Annotated in this window: 14 protein-coding genes; 9 read left to right on the top strand and 5 right to left on the bottom strand. The window is 62.6% G+C overall.

What is annotated here, in order from left to right; all coding sequences use genetic code 11:
• Window positions 1-43 precede the first annotated feature (43 nt).
• From ACO6VD_RS01750 to ACO6VD_RS01710, 9 genes are all read left to right on the top strand, one after another.
• Window positions 44-1,003, top strand: a complete 960-nt coding sequence (locus ACO6VD_RS01750) for an AAA family ATPase (protein WP_400173998.1) — start codon at window positions 44-46, stop codon at window positions 1,001-1,003.
• Between the two features lie 4 nt (window positions 1,004-1,007).
• A complete protein-coding gene (locus ACO6VD_RS01745) occupies window positions 1,008-1,952 on the top strand; it encodes a DUF58 domain-containing protein (protein ID WP_400173997.1) in 945 nt (314 codons plus the stop codon).
• The gene (locus ACO6VD_RS01740) at window positions 1,949-2,443 is read left to right on the top strand and encodes a DUF4381 domain-containing protein (protein WP_422416592.1); all 495 of its coding nucleotides are present in this window, start codon (window positions 1,949-1,951) and stop codon (window positions 2,441-2,443) included. The genes ACO6VD_RS01745 and ACO6VD_RS01740 overlap by 4 nt, the downstream gene beginning before the upstream one ends.
• Window positions 2,436-3,512, top strand: a complete 1,077-nt coding sequence (locus ACO6VD_RS01735) for a vWA domain-containing protein (protein WP_422416591.1) — start codon at window positions 2,436-2,438, stop codon at window positions 3,510-3,512. Before ACO6VD_RS01740 ends, ACO6VD_RS01735 begins: the two co-directional genes overlap by 8 nt.
• The gene (locus ACO6VD_RS01730) at window positions 3,509-5,230 is read left to right on the top strand and encodes a tetratricopeptide repeat protein (protein WP_422416590.1); all 1,722 of its coding nucleotides are present in this window, start codon (window positions 3,509-3,511) and stop codon (window positions 5,228-5,230) included. Before ACO6VD_RS01735 ends, ACO6VD_RS01730 begins: the two co-directional genes overlap by 4 nt.
• Window positions 5,227-6,855, top strand: a complete 1,629-nt coding sequence (locus ACO6VD_RS01725) for a BatD family protein (RefSeq protein WP_422416589.1) — start codon at window positions 5,227-5,229, stop codon at window positions 6,853-6,855. Before ACO6VD_RS01730 ends, ACO6VD_RS01725 begins: the two co-directional genes overlap by 4 nt.
• A 63-nt stretch (window positions 6,856-6,918) precedes the next feature.
• Window positions 6,919-8,160, top strand: a complete 1,242-nt coding sequence (locus ACO6VD_RS01720) for an exonuclease SbcCD subunit D C-terminal domain-containing protein (protein WP_422416588.1) — start codon at window positions 6,919-6,921, stop codon at window positions 8,158-8,160.
• Entirely contained in the window at window positions 8,157-11,804 is a 3,648-nt protein-coding gene (locus ACO6VD_RS01715; protein WP_422416587.1) for an AAA family ATPase, read from the top strand. The genes ACO6VD_RS01720 and ACO6VD_RS01715 overlap by 4 nt, the downstream gene beginning before the upstream one ends.
• Window positions 11,801-12,394, top strand: coding sequence for a glutathione S-transferase (locus ACO6VD_RS01710; RefSeq protein WP_422416586.1), 594 nt, complete (start codon window positions 11,801-11,803; stop codon window positions 12,392-12,394). Before ACO6VD_RS01715 ends, ACO6VD_RS01710 begins: the two co-directional genes overlap by 4 nt.
• A 211-nt stretch (window positions 12,395-12,605) precedes the next feature.
• Here the strand turns inward: ACO6VD_RS01710 and ACO6VD_RS01705 are convergent, their stop codons facing one another.
• The 5 genes from ACO6VD_RS01705 to ACO6VD_RS01685 form a co-directional block, all read right to left on the bottom strand.
• Window positions 12,606-12,785, bottom strand: a complete 180-nt coding sequence (locus ACO6VD_RS01705; RefSeq protein ID WP_038616324.1) for a hypothetical protein — start codon at window positions 12,783-12,785, stop codon at window positions 12,606-12,608.
• 121 nt (window positions 12,786-12,906) lie between these two features.
• Entirely contained in the window at window positions 12,907-14,046 is a 1,140-nt protein-coding gene (locus ACO6VD_RS01700; RefSeq protein ID WP_422416585.1) for a lactonase family protein, read from the bottom strand.
• Window positions 14,012-14,302: a DUF5629 family protein gene (locus ACO6VD_RS01695; RefSeq protein WP_422416583.1), complete on the bottom strand. Its 291-nt coding sequence runs from the start codon at window positions 14,300-14,302 to the stop codon at window positions 14,012-14,014. The genes ACO6VD_RS01700 and ACO6VD_RS01695 overlap by 35 nt, the downstream gene beginning before the upstream one ends.
• A 103-nt stretch (window positions 14,303-14,405) precedes the next feature.
• On the bottom strand, window positions 14,406-16,787 hold the full coding sequence (locus ACO6VD_RS01690) for an efflux RND transporter permease subunit (protein ID WP_422416662.1): 2,382 nt from the start codon (window positions 16,785-16,787) through the stop codon (window positions 14,406-14,408).
• Between the two features lie 20 nt (window positions 16,788-16,807).
• Window positions 16,808-17,839, bottom strand: coding sequence for a WD40/YVTN/BNR-like repeat-containing protein (locus ACO6VD_RS01685; RefSeq protein WP_422416660.1), 1,032 nt, complete (start codon window positions 17,837-17,839; stop codon window positions 16,808-16,810).
• Between the last annotated feature and the right edge of the window lie 230 nt (window positions 17,840-18,069).

Below are 18,069 nucleotides of genomic sequence, written 5' to 3'. Positions count from 1 at the left end.
TTTTACGCTGCACGCCCTGGCTTTTGTCCAGGAACCTTCATTGATGGAACACCGTGAGGCGCTGATCGCGCTGCGCACCTTTCTTTCCACCCAGATCCTGGGTCAGGAAAAACTCGTCGAGCGCTTGCTCATCGTGCTCCTGGCCGACGGCCACATGCTGGTCGAAGGCGCTCCCGGCCTGGCCAAAACCAAGGCCATCAAGGAACTGGCCGAAGGCGTCGAAGCCGAGTTCCATCGTATTCAGTTCACCCCCGACCTGCTCCCGGCCGACATCACCGGCACCGAAATCTATCGTCCGGAAACCGGCAGCTTCGTGTTCCAGCAAGGGCCGATCTTCCACAACCTGGTGCTGGCCGACGAAATCAACCGGGCCCCGGCCAAGGTTCAGTCGGCCCTGCTCGAAGCCATGGCCGAACGTCAGGTCAGCGTCGGGCGCAGCACCTATGAACTGTCGCCATTGTTCCTGGTGATGGCCACGCAAAACCCGATCGAGCAGGAAGGCACCTACCCGCTGCCCGAAGCCCAGCTCGACCGTTTCCTCATGCATGTGAAAATCGGCTTCCCGGATGCCTCCGTGGAGCGCCGGATTCTCCAGCAAGCCCGGGGTGAAGCACTCAACGGCGAAACCAAGCCCGAACGCCGGGTCAGCCAGCAGGCGATCTTCGCCGCGCGCAAGGAAATCCTCGGTCTGTACATGGCCGATGCGGTGGAGGAATACCTGGTGCAGCTGGTCATGGCCACCCGTACCGCAGCCAAATTCGACCCGGAGCTGGCCGATTGGATCGCCTATGGCGCCAGTCCCCGTGGCTCGATTGCCCTGGACCGTTGCGCGCGCGCTCACGCCTGGCTGGCCGGACGCGATTTCGTCAGCCCCGAAGACATCCAGGCAGTGTTGTTCGACGTGCTGCGCCACCGCATCATTCTTTCCTTCGAGGCTGAGGCCGCCGGGATTGATCAAGACCGGGTGATCCAGCGCATCCTCGACGTCGTCGCCGTCGCCTGACGCCATGCCTGATCGCCTGCTGGCCGCGCCCGGAATCCGTATCAGCCTCACCGAGCTGATCGAGATGCGTCATCGCGTGCGCGAAGTTCAGCTGTTCTCCCGGCCCGGCCAGCGCAGCCCGCTGGTGGGTCTGCACCATTCGAAATTGCGTGGCCGCGGGGTCGATTTCGACCAGGTGCGGGTCTATCAGGCCGGTGACGATGTGCGCAACATCGACTGGCGGGTGACCGCACGCACGCAGGAACCGCACACCAAGCTCTTCCATGAAGAACGCGAGCGGCCGATTTTCATTCTTGTCGAACAGAGCCAGCGCCTGTTCTTCGGCTCTGGATTGATGTTCAAATCGGTACTCGCCGCCCAGGCTGCGGCGCTGATCGGCTGGGCAGCTTTGGGTCATAACGATCGCATCGGCGGCCTGGTGTTCGGCGACAACGAGCACTACGAAATCAAACCGCGGCGCAGCAAGCAGAGCCTGCTGCAATTGCTCAACCGCCTGGCGCGGGTCAACCAGTCGCTGCACACCGAAGCCAGACCCCAGGCCGACAGCCTCGGACTTGCCCTGCGCCGTGCCCGCGAAGTACTGCGCCCAGGCAGTCTGGCCATCATCATTTGTGACGAGCGCGCCTTGAGCCCGGCGGTTGAACAGCAATTGAGCCTGCTGTCGCGCCACTGCGATTTGCTTCTGCTGCCACTCTCCGATCCACTTGACCATGCCCTGCCCGCCGCTGGTTTGCTGCGCTTTGCCCAGCACGGCGCGCAACTGGAGCTCGATACCCTCGACCCGACCCTGCGTCGCAGCTACCGTCAACAGAGCGAAGCGCGCATCGAGCGCTGGGAACTGCTGGCGCAAAAACTGCGGGTGGTGCTGATGCCCTTGAGCACCCAAAGCGAAATGATCGAGCAACTGCGTGAGTACCTCAACGCGCAACGACCGGGGAAAGGCCAGTGAACCCACTGGAGCAACTGCAGCCGCTGATCGCCCCGCCGCCGGTCGCCTGGTGGCCACTGGCGCCAGGCTGGTGGGCGCTGCTGGCCTTGTTGCCGTTGCTGGGTTGGGGCCTGTGGCGCGTGCGCCACTGGCGCCCGGGCAAAAAGCCCATCGTGCGCGCCGAGCTGCCCCTGGACCCGATCCGCATCGAAGCCCTGGCCGAACTCGCGCGCCTGCCCAAGCCCTATGACGGTCAACCGGCCGGTGCCTGGTTGCAGCAGATCAACGCCCTGCTCAAGCGCCTGTGCCGCAATCATTACCCCGGCAGCCACAGCCATACCCTCAACGGCCGGCAGTGGCTGGCATTTCTCGACAACCGTTGCCCGGCCGCTGGCCTGACGCGCTGGATGGTTCTGGTCGAAGGCGCTTACAAGCCTGAATGCAAACTCGACGACAAGGCCATCGCCGGGCTCAATCAAGCCGTTGAAACCTGGATTCGCAAGCATGTTTGAACTGGCCTGGCCGTGGGTGTTCGTGCTGTTGCCGCTGCCTTGGCTGGCGCGCTTGCTGCTGCCGGCTGCCGACAGCGGCGAGCCGGTCCTCAAGGTCAGCTTCCTCAATGAACTGGAAGGCCTGGCCGGACGCCGCGCCCGCCTGAACCTGCCTACCTGGCGCCAGCAGGCGCCTTATGTACTGATCTGGCTGTTGCTGCTGTTCGCCGCGGCCCGTCCGCAGTGGCTGGGCGAGCCGGTACCGGTGTCCGCCAGCGGCCGCGACCTGCTGGTGGCCGTGGATGTTTCTGGATCCATGGACTTTCCCGACATGCAGTGGCAAGACGAAGAAGTCAGTCGTCTGGCCCTGGTCAAGGCGCTGCTCGGCGACTTCCTCGAAGCGCGTCAGGGTGACCGCGTCGGCCTGATCCTGTTCGGCAGCCAGGCTTACCTGCAGGCACCGCTGACGTTTGACCGACGCACCGTACGCACCTTCCTCGACGAAGCGCAGATCGGCATCGCCGGCAAGAACACCGCGATCGGCGATGCCATTGGCCTGGCCCTCAAGCGCCTGCGCCAGCGTCCGGCACAGAGTCGGGTACTGGTGCTGGTTACCGACGGGGCCAACAACGGTGGGCAGATCCACCCGCTGACTGCCGCGCGCCTGGCTGCCCAGGAAAACGTACGGATCTACACCATCGGTATCGGTGCCGACCCGGAAGAAACCGGTACCGCCGGATTGCTTGGGATCAACCCGAGCCTGGATCTGGACGAAGCCTCGCTCAAGGAAATTGCCGAGCTGACCGGAGGTACGTACTTCCGCGCCCGTGACGGCGAGGAGCTCAGGGACATCGACGCAGCCCTCGACCGCCTCGAACCGGTCGCCCAGCAACCCACTCAGACGCGCACCGCCCAGGCGCTGTACAGCTGGCCGCTGGCCCTGGCCTTGCTGCTCAGCGTGCTGTTGGTGATCCACGAACAATGGCCGGACAATCGCCTGCAGCGCCTGCTGCGCCGGCCGAGTTTTCTCGTGCCGCATCCGCAATGGCGTGAACGGCTCAAGCGCCTGCGCCTGAGGAGACGTCGATGATTGCGCTATGGCCGCAATGGCTGCGCCCGGCCTGGCTGATCGTTTTGCCACTACTCGCCTGGTTGCTGTTCAAGCTCTGGCACCGGCAAAAACGCGCCGGGCGCTGGCAGATGATCCTGCCCCCCCACTTCCATGCCGTGCTCCTGGGCGGCGGCAATGGTCGCGACAGCAAACTGCCGTGGATCGCCCTGGGGCTGGCCTGGCTGCTCACGGTCGTGGCCTTGGTCGGCCCTAGTTGGCAGCGCCTGGAGGAAACCCGCCAGCGCCCGGCCGATCCTTTAGTGATCCTGCTCGAACTGACCCCGCAAATGCTCGCCGAGGATGTCGCGCCTAACCGGCTGGAACAGGCGCGGCGCAAGATCCTCGACCTGCTCGAACATCGCCGCGACAGCCAGACCGCGATCATCGTCTATGCCGGCAGCGCCCATACCCTGGTGCCGCTGTCGGACGACCTGGCCACCAGCCGCAATCTGCTTGAAGCCCTAGAACCGTCGATCATGCCGCAGACCGGTCAGCGCGCCGACCTTGCCGTACGCAAAGGCCTGGCCTTGCTGGCCCAGGCCGGGTTGGGCCAGGGTCGCTTGCTGCTGGTGGGCTCATCGCTAAGCCCTCAAGAGCGCGAAGGCATCAGCCAGGCCCTGGGACGCCAGGGCCCGAGCCTGTTGATGCTGGGCATCGGCACGGCTGAAGGCGCACCGGTCAAGCAGGCCAATGGCGAATTCCTCAAAGACGATCAGGGCGGCATCCTCATGCCGCGCCTGGACAGCGCCAGCCTCAAGGCCTTTCTCAGCAGCAGCGGTGGGCGCTACCGCAATGCCCGCATCGATGACCTCGACCTGCGCGGCCTGCGTCTGTTCGAGAACCCGAAAAGCTTGCGCGACGGCGGTCAGACACTGCAGTTGGACAGTTGGGCCGACCAGGGCTACTGGCTGCTGTTGCCTTTGTTGCTGCTGGCTGCCTGCGCCGGTCGCCGCGGCTGGCTGTTCTGCCTGCCGTTATTGCTGGTACTGCCACAACCCAGTTACGCCTTCGAGTTCAACGATCTGTGGCTGCGGCCCGACCAGCAAGGGCAACGCCTGCTCGAACAGCAGCGACCCAATGAAGCCGCCCAGCACTTCGAAGACCGCCAATGGAAAGGCCTGGCGCTCTATGAGGCCGGTAACTACGACGCCGCCGCACGCCTGTTCGCCCAGGGCAACAGTGCTGCAGACCACTACAATCGCGGTAATGCCCTGGCCCGCAGCGGGGAACTTGAGGCCGCTCTGGATGCCTATGAACAGGCTCTGGAGCGTCAACCGGAATTGCAACCTGCCTTGAGCAACAAAGCCCTGGTCGAACAGGTGCTGCAACAGCGCCAGGCCGAGCAGTCCAAACAACCCGAACAACCGTCCGAACAAAACCAGCAGAGCGACCCCAGCGCACAATCAGACGCCAGCAGCACGCAGAACGATCAGGACCCGGCCAGCGAAAAGCCTTCGCAGCAGCCCAGCGACACCCACAAGGATGACAACGCCAGCGAACAGGCACAGAACCAGGCCAGTGACGCTGACGACGATGAAACCACCCGGCCACCCCAGCGCCCGCTCGACAGCACCCTGGATGCCGAACAGCGCCAGGCCCTGGAACAATGGCTGCGGCAGATCCCGGACAACCCGGCCGAATTGCTACGGCGTAAATTCTGGTATGAACAGCAACAACATCAGGAACCCCATCGATGAGTCGCGTCTGCGTCTTTGTACTTGGCCTCATTCTCAGCTTGCAGGTGCACGCTGCATCGCTGCTTGCCAGTGTCGATCGCGCACGCCTGAATGCTGGCGAAACCCTTGAACTGACCTTGCAGACCCAGGACGTGACCCAGTTCGGCAAACCGGACCTCAGCCCCCTGGACGCCAACTTCGAAGTGCGTGGTACCCGTCAGGTCAACAGCCTGAACAGCCTGGATGACCAGAGTGCAGCCGGCACCCGCTGGATCATCACCCTGCTGCCGCGCCAAACCGGCAGCGTGGAAATTCCTGCGCTGCAGCTGGGCGAGTTGCGCAGCGAGCCGATCAGCCTGCAAGTACTGGCTCAGGAAGCCAGCAGCGAAAATCACGGCCCGGTGTTCATCGATGCCAGCCTCGATCAACCCGAGGTCTATGTGCAGGCCCAGGCGGTGCTGACCTTGAGCATCTACCACTCGGTGCCGCTGTACGATGACAGCAGCCTGAGCCCGCTGCAGATCGCCAACGCCAAGGTCGAGCCGCTGGGTGAGTCGCGCACCTTCGAGAAGGTAATCGACGGGGTGCGCCACGGTGTGATCGAGATGCGCTATGCGATCTACCCGCAGCAAAGCGGCGACCTCAGCATCCCGGCCCTGGTGTTCAGCGCCACGGCTGCGCAGAATGATGTCGAGCAGGAACTCAATGCGCCACGGGCTGGCAAACAAGTGCAGGTCAATTCCACACCACTGGTATTGACGGTCAACCCGATTCCCGCCGACTACCCGGCCAATGCGCCCTGGCTGCCGACCAGCAATCTGAGCCTGGAAGAGCACTGGAGCCCCGACCCGGCCCAGCAACAGACCCAGATCGGCGACTCCCTGACTCGTACCGTAACGGTGCAGGCCGAGGGTCTGTCCAGTGCCCAGCTGCCACCCTTACCGGCGACCGAAGTGACCGGCCTGCGCCGCTACCCGGACCAGCCGCAACTGCGTAACCAGGTCAATGACCGCGGTTTGCTCGGCATCCGTGAAGAGCGCGAAGCGCTGGTCCCGACCCACAGCGGCAGCCTGGAAATACCGGCCCAGGAAGTGTTCTGGTGGAACACCCGTGAAGATCACCTGGAGCACAGCAGCCTGCCTGCGCGCACCCTGCAGATTCAGGACAATCCGGCCCTGAGCGCCGACAAACCGGCGAATATCGATCCGGTCCGGGTGACTACGCGTCCGCTCTGGCCCTGGCAACTGAGCACCTTGCTGTTCGCCCTGACCACCCTGCTCGGCTTTACCCTGTGGTGGCGTGCCCGTTCGCAACCGGCGATTCTGCGCGCTGCTCAGGCCGGGCCCAGCCCGCGTACCCTGCTGGACGATCTCAAGCGGGCGTGCCAGGCCAACGACTCGCACGCCACCCGCCAGGCACTGGACGCCTGGGCCCGGCAACAACCGGAAACCCTGGCCGAAATGGCTGCCCGCTTTGTGCCGCTGTCCGATGCCCTGGACGGACTCAACGGTGCTCTCTACAGCGAAAGCGGGCAGTATTGGCAAGGTGATGAACTCTGGCGTGCCATCGGCACCATCCCGGCGGCTGAGCAAACCCAGCCGACTGCGAGCGAAAACGGCAGCCTGCCGCCGTTGTACCCCAAATAGGCAGCCCAAATAACCCAAGGCGTGACGCCCGCTGCGTTGCGCCCGCACTCTGCGGAACCCTTCATGCGTCTGTTTCACACCTCCGACTGGCACCTGGGACAAACCCTGCACGGCCAGGAACGCGACTTCGAACACGCCTGCTTCCTTGACTGGCTGCTCGGCCAACTCAAACTGCGCCAGCCGGATGCGCTGCTGATCGCGGGCGACATCTTCGACACGGTCAACCCACCGGTCAAAGCCCAGGAGCGCCTCTACGACTTCATCGTTCAGGCCCATGAGCAACAGCCGAAGCTGAACATTGTGATGATCGCCGGTAACCACGACTCGGGCTCGCGCATCGAGCTGCCGGCGCCCTTGATGCGGCGCCTGCGCACTCACGCCCTGGGGCGGGTGCAATGGCTCGATGACGGCGTGCTGGACAGCGATCGCCTGCTGATCCCCTTGACCAACGCACGCGGCAAGGTCACGGCCTGGTGCCTGGCGCTGCCCTTCCTGCGCCCGGCCGAAGTGACCGGTGCGCATCTGGGTGAAGACTACCTGCGCGGCATCGGCCAGGTACACGAGCGCCTGATCGCCGCCGCGCTGGAACGGCGCAAGCCGGGCCAGGCACTGATTGCCGTCAGCCACGCGCACATGGCCGGTGGTTCGGTGTCGGAGGACTCCGAACGCAGCCTGATCATCGGCAACGCCGAAGCCCTGCCCGCCAGCCTGTTCAGCAAGGACATCAGCTACGTGGCCCTGGGTCACCTGCACAAGCCGCAGCGGGTTAACCGCGAGGAGCGCATCCGCTACAGCGGCTCGCCGATTCCGTTGTCGTTCTCCGAAATCGGTTATCAGCATCAGATTCTCGAAATCGAACTCGACGGCAGCACCTTGGCCAGCGTCGAATCGCGCCTGATTCCGCGCGCTGTTCACCTGCAACGCCTGGGCCCGGCCCCGTTGGCGGAGATACTTGAGCAACTGGCCGACTTGCCGGTGGTTGACCTGCTCGATGACCCGCAACGCCAACCCTGGCTGGAGGTGCGGGTGCGCCTGGACGAACCGCAGCCAGACCTGCGCCAGCAACTGGAAAGTGCCCTGGATGGCAAAGCCGTACGCCTGGTGCGCATCGGTGCCGAGTACGCCGGCAACCGCGAAGGTGAGGACATGGATGATGCCGCACTCGTGGAACTGGGCCAGATGACCCCGCAGGAATTGTTCAGTCGCGCCTGGGCCCAGGCCTACGGCAACGCCGTGGACGAACAGACCCTGGCCGACTTCGCCCTGTTGTTGCAGGACGTTCAGCAACAAGAGGAACAGCCATGAAGATTCTCGCCATCCGCCTGAAGAACCTGGCATCCCTGGCCGGCCCGTTTGAACTTGATTTCACCGCCGAACCCCTGGCCAGCGCGGGTCTGTTCGCCATCACCGGCCCTACCGGCGCCGGCAAGAGCACACTGCTCGATGCCCTGTGCCTGGCGCTGTTCGGCACGGTGCCGCGGCTGAGTAATATCGGCCGCGAAACCAAGCTGCCGGAAGTCGACAGTGACATTCTCACCAGCGACCCGCGCACTTTGTTGCGTCGCGGCACCGGTAGCGGTTTTGCCGAAGTCGACTTCGTCGGCATCGATGGCCGCCGCTACCGCGCACGCTGGGAAGCCAACCGCGCCCGCGACAAAGCCAATGGCAAGCTGCAAGGCAGCCGCCAGAGCCTACACGACCTGGACAGCGAGCAACTGCTGAGCAACCAGAGCAAGGGCGAATACAAGCAACTGATCGAATCTTGCCTGGGCCTGAACTTTGAACAGTTCACCCGCGCCGTGATGCTCGCCCAGAGCGAGTTCAGTGCCTTCCTCAAGGCCGATGACAAAGACCGCAGCGAGCTGCTGGAAAAGCTCACCAACACCGCGATCTACAGTCAGTTGGGGCGTCGCGCCTACAGCAAGAGCAAAGAGGCCGAAGAGGCTCATAAAGCCTTGCAAGACCAAGCCGCCGGGGTTATGCCCATGGCCGCCGAAGCACGGGCTGAGCTTGACCAACGCTACACCGAGGCCCTGGAGCGGCTCAAAGGCGAACAGGCGCAATTGCGCCAGCTCGAACTGCAACGCGCCTGGCTGACCGAACTGCAGCAACTGCAAGCTCAGGTGCAGACCAGCAACGAACAACTGCTCAGCGCCCAGCAACACAGCGACAGCCTGCAACACGAGCGCTTGAACTTGCTGCGCCTGGAGCAACTGGCTCCGCAACGTCATCAGTTCGCCCGACAGCAGGCATTGAGCAGCCAGCTTGCGCCCTTGGCTGCCAGCATCAGCAGCTTGAGCCAACAGCACAGCGAACTGCAGACGCGCCAGCAACAGCTGCAGGATGATCAACACAACGCCCAGCAGGCGCTAAGCCAGGCCTTGAGCCAGCAAAGTGAAAGCGCACCGATGCTGCGTCAAGCCTTTGCCGAGCAGAACACCCTGGCCCGCCTGTCACAAGAACTGGGCAACTGCCAGTCACTCAAACAGCAGGCCGAACAGGCTTGTAGCGAAGGCCAGCAGCAGTTGCTGCAACTGACAGAACAGCAGCGACTGACTGAACAACGCCTCGGCCAGATCAGTGAACAGCTGCTTCAGAGTGAATCCCTCGCCGGCCTGGGTGACGCCTGGAACGCGTACCGCGATCGCCTGCAACAGCTGATGCAACTGGGCAACCGCCTCAACCAGGGGCGCGCCGAGTTGCCGGGGCTGCAAGCGCGGGTCAATGCGAGCAGCACCGAGCTGGAGCAACAACGCGCGGCCATCGCCCTGCTCTACCACGAAGCCCAGGCAGAACCCGAGGCCCTGGCAGAGCAAATCGGCCTGCTCGGTGAACTGCTGCAGAAAAATCGCCAGCAGCAGCGCCAGGTGGAGGAGCTCAGCCGCCTGTGGAATCAGCAGCAGGACCTCGAACAACGCCTGAATGCCCTGCGCGAACGCCAACAGAGCGCCCTCAAGCAGCGTGAGCAACTGATCAGTGCAGGCCTCAACGGCAAGAACCAGCTGACCGCTGCCGAGCAGGCCCTGAATGTCACCCGGCAACTGCTCGAACGCCAGCGCCTGGCCCGCAGCCAGAGTGTCGAAGAGCTGCGCGCACAGCTGGAAGACGATCAGCCTTGCCCGGTCTGTGGCAGCCAGGAGCACCCCTACCATCAACCGGAAGCCTTGCTGCAGAGTCTGGGGCGGCATGATCAGGATGAAGAACAGAACGCCCAGCAGACGGTCGATGAGCTGAAGAAACAGCTGGACGAACTGCGCACGCAACTGGGCGGCGTCAACGGTCAGATCAAGGAATACCTGCACCAGCAGGAGCAGCTATCCGAACAATTGCAAAGCCTGGCGCCCAGCCTGCAGGCGCATCCGCTGTACCCGGCGCTGTCCGACCAGGAGGTCAGCCAGCGCACGGCCTGGCTGGCACTGCAGTCGCGCCGCCTGAGCGATGACATCAATCGCGACGAACAACGCCAAAGCACCTTGCTGACCCTGCAGAAAGACGCTGCCCGCCTGCAGCAGCAAGTGCAGGCCGCGAGCGACGCCAGCCAGCAGGCCAATCAGCACCTGCAGCAACAACAACAAGCCCTTGGCGCTGATCAGGAGCGTCTGGAGCAGGAGCTGGAGAGCTTCGCCACTCTGCTACCCGCTGACACCCTCGATGAGTTGCGCCGTGAACCGGCTGCCGCGTTCCTGCGCCTGGACCAACAACTGGCCCTGCGCCTGGACCTGCTGCAACGGCACAAGGATGAACAGCACGAACACAACGAGCGCCAGCAAACCCTGGACAAAGCGCAGCTCCAGCAACAGGCGCGGACGCAAAAGCAGCAGGAGCTGCAGGCACAGTTCGCCGAGCTTGAGCGCCAACAGCAGCAGAGCCAGGCCAACCTCAGCGCACTGCTCGGTGAGCAACCCGGTGCCGAGCAGTGGCAGCAGCATCTGGAGCAGGCAGTCGAACACGCCCGCCAGCAAGAGACCCAGGCAGGCCAACAGCTACAACACACCCAGGCACGGTTGATCGAGCTGGCCAGCGACCTCAAGGCCAAGGGCGAACACTTGAGCGCGCTGGAACAAGAACACGCTGAAGTGCGCAGTCAGATCGAGCAGTGGCGCCAGCACCATCCCGAGCTGGATGACAGCGGCCTGGAACAGTTGCTGGCCCTGGATGACAACGCCGTCAGCCAGTTGCGCCAGCGTTTGCAGGACAGTGAAAAAGCCCTGGAGCAAGCGCAGATTCTGCTCAAGGAACGCCAGCAGCGCCTGGAGCAGCACCAGAACCTGGCCACGCCGGAACTGCCAGCCGAAGCGCTGGAACACGCACTGCAAGCCCTGCAGGAACAACTGGCCAGCAGCGAACAGACCTGCGCCGAACTGCGTGCCGAGCAAGCTGACGACCAGCGCCGCCAGCACGCCAACCAAGCGTTGGCCGACCGGATTACTCAGGCCTACGCCGAATGGCAACGCTGGGCGCGCCTCAATGCCTTGATCGGCTCGGCCACCGGTGACACCTTCCGCAAGATCGCCCAGGGCTACAACCTCGATTTGCTGGTGCATCATGCCAACGCCCAGTTGCGCCAGCTGGCCAAGCGTTATCGACTCAAGCGCGGCGGCAGTCTGCTGGGCCTGCTGGTGATGGATACCGAGATGGGTGATGAGCTGCGTTCGGTGCACTCATTGTCCGGTGGCGAGACCTTTCTGGTGTCCCTGGCCCTGGCGTTGGGCCTGGCGTCGATGGCGTCGAGTACCCTGCGCATCGAATCGCTGTTTATCGACGAAGGCTTCGGCAGCCTGGATCCGGAATCACTGCAACTGGCCATGGATGCCCTCGATGGCCTGCAGGCTCAAGGCCGCAAGGTCGCGGTGATTTCCCATGTGCAGGAAATGCACGAGCGCATCCCGGTACAGATCCAGGTGCGGCGTCAGGGTAATGGCTTGAGTACCGTGGAGGTCAGCGGATGATCCTCTACTCGTTCCGTCGTTGCCCCTGGGCCATGCGCGCACGTCTGGCCCTGCGCTACAGCGAGTGCCCGGTGGCAATCCGCGAAGTCAGCCTCAAGGCCAAACCGCCGGAGCTGCTTGAGCTTTCGCCCAAAGGCACGGTGCCGGTGTTGAGTGCCGGTGATCAGGTGCTCGAAGAAAGCCTGGATATCATGCGCTGGGCGCTGGCCCGGCATGATCCGCAGGATTGGCTGCTGCGCGCCGATCCTCAGGGCGCACGGGCGGCCGATGCGCTGATCGAACGCAATGATCGCGTGTTCAAGGCACAGGTCAACCTGTACAAATATGCCGAACGCTACCCGCAGCACTCACGCGAGTATTACCGGGCGCAGGCTGAACCCTGGCTGGCTGAACTGGATGAACGACTGGCGCAACGGTCCTACCTGTTCGCCGAACATCCGAGCCTGGCCGACGCCGCCTTGCTGCCGTTGATGCGCCAGTTTGCCGGAGTCGAGCCGGACTGGTTCGCCAGCGCGCCCTACCCGCACCTGCATGCTTGGCTGCAGGGCTGGTTGGAGTCGGCACTGTTCAAGGCGATCATGATGCGGTGACGCCCGTATCGCGGGGCAAGCCCGCTCCCACCACCCAGGCAGGAGCAGGCTTGCCCCGCGATTACAATGCCAGAATCGGCGAAGAATAGAGGAACAGCAACACCGCCAGGATCCGCCATTTCATGTCTTTATCCCCTAAGGACAAACGTCAATAAATTAGCGTCAAATTCAATCGCATGGCGATATGCTATTACCAGAAAATTTACACGCCTCAGTGCTGCGACTTGTGGTCCAGCGCGGCATAGAAGTTGGCGCTTTGCTGCAGGTATTTCTGGGTGTAGCTGAGGGTGGAGGATTTACGTTCGCTGATTTCAACTTGCGCGTGAGCAGGCAGGGCAACCGAAGCAGAAATGGCAGAAGCGGCGATGACCGGGAAGAGATTGAAGTTCATGGCGCTGACCTCGAAGTCTGTGGTTTGAAGTGGCCGTTTCAGGCCGTGGTCCAAACTTACGCCGCTCACGCGGCGCACAGAAATTCATTGCAGCAGTAGCCATTATCAAGGCTGTTGATAGTCAGTCGAGAAACTTCAGGTCCGACGGCGCATCCTGAGGCAGCTTCTGCAGCGTCTCACCGAGCATGCCACTACGCGGATCGCGACGGATCACCACGATCTCGTTGCTCTTCTGGTTGGCCACCAGGAGGAACTTGCCGGAAGGGTCGATGGTGAATTCCCGAGGATGGTCACCCTCAACGCTGCGGCGCTGCACCTGCATCAACTTGCCGCTGTCTTCATCGACGGCGAAAACCAGTAGCTCGTTGGCGGTACCGCGGTTACTGACATACAGAAAGCGCCCGTCCGCCGACAAATGCAAGGCGCCCGCGGCCTTGGCCGACGCGTCATTCTGCTCGGTCAGCGGCAAACGCTGGAGCTCCACCAGTTTGCCGTCCTCATGGGCGAAGACCACCACTTGCGCGCTCATCTCCAGGGTCAGGTAAGCCTGCTTGCCATCACTGCTGAACAGCAGGTGCCGTGGCCCGCTACCCGGCGGCAGATCGACCGCCGCTGGCTCGGCGGGGCTCAGTGGGTGCTTGGGACTGGCGCCGTCATAGCGGTAGACAAACACCTTGTCGGCACCCAGATCGCTGGCAAACACGTAATGCCCATCCGGCGAAGACACCACCGAATGTACATGCGGCCCGGCCTGGCGTTGCGGGTTGGCACCGCTGGCCTTGTGCTGGTCCTGCTGCACCGAGGTCGCCAGTTTGCCGTCCTTGGCCACCGGCAGCACACTCAGGCTGCCACCAGGAGTCGGCTGGACACCGTAGTTGGCCACGAACAGGTAGCGCTGGTCATGGCTGAGGCTGGCATGGGTCGGCTCGTCGCCGTTGCTGCTGACCTGATTCAGGGGCTTCAGGGTGCCGTCTTTGGCGCTGATGGAAAAACTGCTGGCCTGGCCCTTGCCCGCGCCATTCTCGTTGACCGCAAACAGCAGGCGATTGTCGACTGAGAGGGTCAGCCAGGAGGGGTTTTCGCTCTTGAGAACCTGCAACGGCTTTGCATCAATCTGGCCGCTGTCACTGTTGAACGCGTAACGGTAGAGCCCCTCACTGGCACCCTCGGTGTAACTGCCCACCAGCAACTGCGCGCCGTGGGCGGTGGCAAACACACTCATGGCACTAGCGATCAGCAGGGTCGTCAGCTGGCGTTTCATCGTCATCCTCGTCCGGGGCGCGCAAGGCACTCATACAGACTAGTCGATGCTCGGCGCTGTCGGCAGCGATCAGCCACTCCCCACCGTCTGCACGGGCGGCGGCGATTTGCTCGGGGGTGAAGGACCACTTCTTCAGGGCGCGGCCGTCCATGCATTCGATGTGCAGGCCGGTGTCGTCGAAGGTGAAGCCGAAGGCGTGCAGGCCGTCAATCAGGAGCATGTCGCAGGACTGCAGGGCGTGGGAAAGGGTTGTCATCAGGCGGGTATCGTCAGAAAAAACTTATGATACCTGAAAGCATCGCGGGGCAACTCGGGTCGCAGCAGTGCGGCGACCCGAATTACCCCGCGATTAGCATCTATCAATGGGCGAAAATCGATCCCCCCGCCTTGCCCGCCATCTTCTCCGGCTTGATCAGGAAACGCGCCAGTGCTGGCAACAGCCACAACGCACCGAACATGTTCCACAGCAGCATGAAGGTCAGCATCAGGCCCATGTCGGCCTGGAACTTGATGGCCGAGAAGATCCAGGTGCACACACCGATGGCCAGACACAGACCGGTGAACAGCACCGCTTTACCGGTGGACTTGAGGGTCTGGTAGTAAGCCTCCTGCAACGGCAACCCGGCACGCAGGAAACTCTCCAGGCGGCTGTAGATGTAAATGCCGTAGTCCACACCGATGCCCACACCCAACGCCACCACCGGCAAGGTCGCAACCTTGACGCCGATGCCCATGAAGGCCATCAGCGCGTTACCCAGTACCGACGTCAGCACCAGCGGCAGCACGATACACAGGGTCGCGGCAAAGGAGCGGAAGGTGATCATGCACATTACCGCCACACAGATGTACACCAGGATCAGGATGGTCAGCTCGGCCGACTTGATCACTTCGTTGGTGGCCGCTTCGATACCGGCGTTACCGGCGGCCAGGAGGAATTCCAGGCCTTCCTTGTTGTGGGTATCGGCGAATTCCTGCACTGCCTTGACCGCTCGGTCCAGGGTTTCGGCCTTGTGGTCGTTGAGGAACACCAGTACCGGCGCCAGCGAGCAGTCGGCGTTGTACAGGCCATCAGCACGGGAGATGGAGCTGTTGAGGACGTCCGGGTTACGCGACAGGCTTTCCCATTTCAGGTTGCCTTCGTTCATGCCCTTGATCATCTGCTTGGAGACAGTGACCAGGGAAATTGCCGACTGCACGCCCGGAGTGTTTTCCATCTTCCACATCAGCTCGTCGATCGGCGCCATGGTCGAGTAGATCGAGCAGCCCTCGGTCGGGGTCTTGACCATCACCACCAGTACGTCGGAACTGGTCGAGTAGTTGTTGATGATGAAGCTGTTGTCATTGTTGTAGCGCGAATCCGGACGCAGCTCCGGCGCGCCCTGGTCGAGGTCGCCGATTTTCAGGTTCTGGCTGTACCAGAGGCCACCACCGAAGGCCAGCAAGGCCAGGACGATGGACACCGGCGCAACTTTGGCGCTGGCGAAGTTGGACAGCAGACGCCAGAACGGATGTTCGCGGGTCGCGTCCTTCTTGCTGCGTTCGATAGCCTTCTTGCTGATGCCGACATAGGAGATCGCCACCGGCAACAGGATCAGGTTGGTGAACACGATCACCGCCACGCCGATCGAGGCGCCGATGGCCAGTTCGCGGATCACGCCGATGTCGATGATCAGCAGGGTAATGAAGCCCACGGCGTCAGCCAGGATGGCAATCATCCCCGGCAGGAACAATTGGCGGAAAGTGCGCCGCGCCGCGGTCAGGGCGTTGTCGGCGTCGCTCGACTGCAAGGCGATACCGTTGATCTTCTGGACCCCATGGGAAATACCGATGGCGAAGATCAGGAACGGCACCAGCATCGAATACGGATCAAGGCCGAAACCTACCGCATGCATCAGCCCCAACTGCCAGACCACAGCCACCAGGGTGGTGATCAGCACGGCGATGGTGCTGCGGATACACCAGGTGAACCAGTACAGCAGGATCCAGGTGATCACCAGGGCGATGGCAAAGAACATCGCCACCATGACCAGGCCATCGATCAGGTCGCCGACCTTTTTCGCAAAGCCGACGATGTGCACCTTCACATTGGGGTTCTGGGCCTGGAACTTGTCGCGTATCTTCTCTTCCAGCTGATGGGAGAACTGCTGGTAGTCGAGTTTGATCAGCTTGCTCTGGTCCTGCGGATCCGGGTAGGACTCCAGCAACGGCACATCAATGATGCTCGATTTGAAGTTGTTGCCGACCAGACGCCCGACCTGCCCGGACTTGAGCACGTTGTTGCGCAATTGTTCGAGGCTGTCGCCCGAACCATCGTAGGTGTTGGGAATGACTTCGCCACCGGCAAAGCCCTCTTCGGTCACCTCGGTCCAGCGTACGCTAGGGCTCCACAACGACTTGAGCCCGGAGCGGTCGACGCCGGGAATGTAGAACACCTCGTCGTGAATCTGACGCAGGGTCTCCATGTAGTCCTTGCTGAAGATATCCCCATCGGTGGCTTCCACCGAGATACGCACGGTGTTGCCGAGGTTGGCCAGGTCGTTGCGGTGCTCGAGCATCTTCTCGATGAAGGGGTGCTCAAGCGGAATCATCTTCTCGAAACTGGTCGAAGGACGGATCTGCGTGGCCTGCCAGAACAGGAACACACTGACCAGCAGGCAGATGAGGATCACCACCGGGCGGTTGTTGAAGATCAGGCGCTCGAGCAGCGTCGCCTTGTCCTGATGGTGTTGCTGCTGATTCATGTTGAACTGCTCCTGCCGGCTCATGGCTGTACTCCTTCGGCGCCCTGGGCCGAGGCCAGGTGTACGCCACCCTGGCCAACCAGCACCAGGCCATCGCCGTTCTTGCCGCTGACACCCGCCAGGGCGATACGGTCCGAACGGTTGTAAACGCTGAAGGTCTGGCCGTCGTCACTGCTGCGCAGGACGGTGCCGCCATTGCCGACCAGCACCAGGCTGCCATCATCGAGAAGCGTAGCGCTTGCCAGGCCAAATTCGAGGGCGCCGCGGGCACCGTTCAATTCGATCTGTTGCCAGCTGTCGCCAAAATCGCTGGAGCGGTAGAGGTTGCCGCGCAATCCATAGGCCAGCAGCGTACGTGGCTGGGCAGTACCAATCACGCCGAACAGCGAACCCTGGTAAGGGCCTTCAAGTTTTTGCCAGGTCTGGCCGTCGTCGCTGGAACGGAACATGCTGCCCTGTTCGCCAACAATGAACAGGCCGGCGTCTTTCACTTGGGCGATGCCATTGAGATGGAACTGGTCTTCGTTGTCCAGGCGGTCGGCGACATCGTTCCATTGCTTGCCAGCGTCGCTGGTTTCCAGCAGCGCACCGTAGGCACCCACGGCAAAGCCGTGCTGGACGTCCTTGAACCAGACATCCAGCAGCGGGGCTTCACGTTGCAGGTCTTCGAATTGCTTGGTCCAGGTCACACCACCGTCAGCGCTGACGAGAATCTGCGCATCATGGCCGACCGCCCAGCCGTGCTTGTCGTCGACAAAATACACAGAGGTGAGCAGTTGCCGGGTAGGCACCTTGGATTGGGTCCAGGACTTGCCCTGGTCATCGGAGAACAGAATATGGCCGCGATCACCGACGGCGATCAGGCGTGAACCTGCGCGGGTGACGTCCAGCAACAGGCTTTTTTCGGCTTTGGCCGATTCGGTGGAGTAGACCGGTGTCTCGGACGCTGCCGCCTCGACCGTGCCGGCCCACAGTCCAATTGCCAGCACCAGCGCTGCGCCGGCGGTCAATGTCCAAGGGCGTACGCGCACTGCGTCACCGGTACCTGCCATGTACGGCTCGGTCATAGATCTGTTCCCCGATTATTGTTATGTGGGTCAATCTATTTGCAGGTACTGCCAAAAACCGTGTTCCAGAGCCCCGCAATAGCTGAGATCAATCCTATCGGGGTTTGTGAAGGGCTGACAACGAACGGGACGTTATCTTTTGTTAAGCGGGAAACAATCGCGGGGAAACCCCCCTCCCACCGGCCACACCCTCCCCCGTTGGGGTGGGGGGAGGG

The sequence above is a fragment of the Pseudomonas sp. GZD-222 genome (assembly GCF_049310525.1).
Lineage (GTDB): Bacteria > Pseudomonadota > Gammaproteobacteria > Pseudomonadales > Pseudomonadaceae > Aquipseudomonas.
Note: the sequence above shows the minus strand (reverse complement) of the source record. Positions and strands in the feature narration are given on the sequence as shown.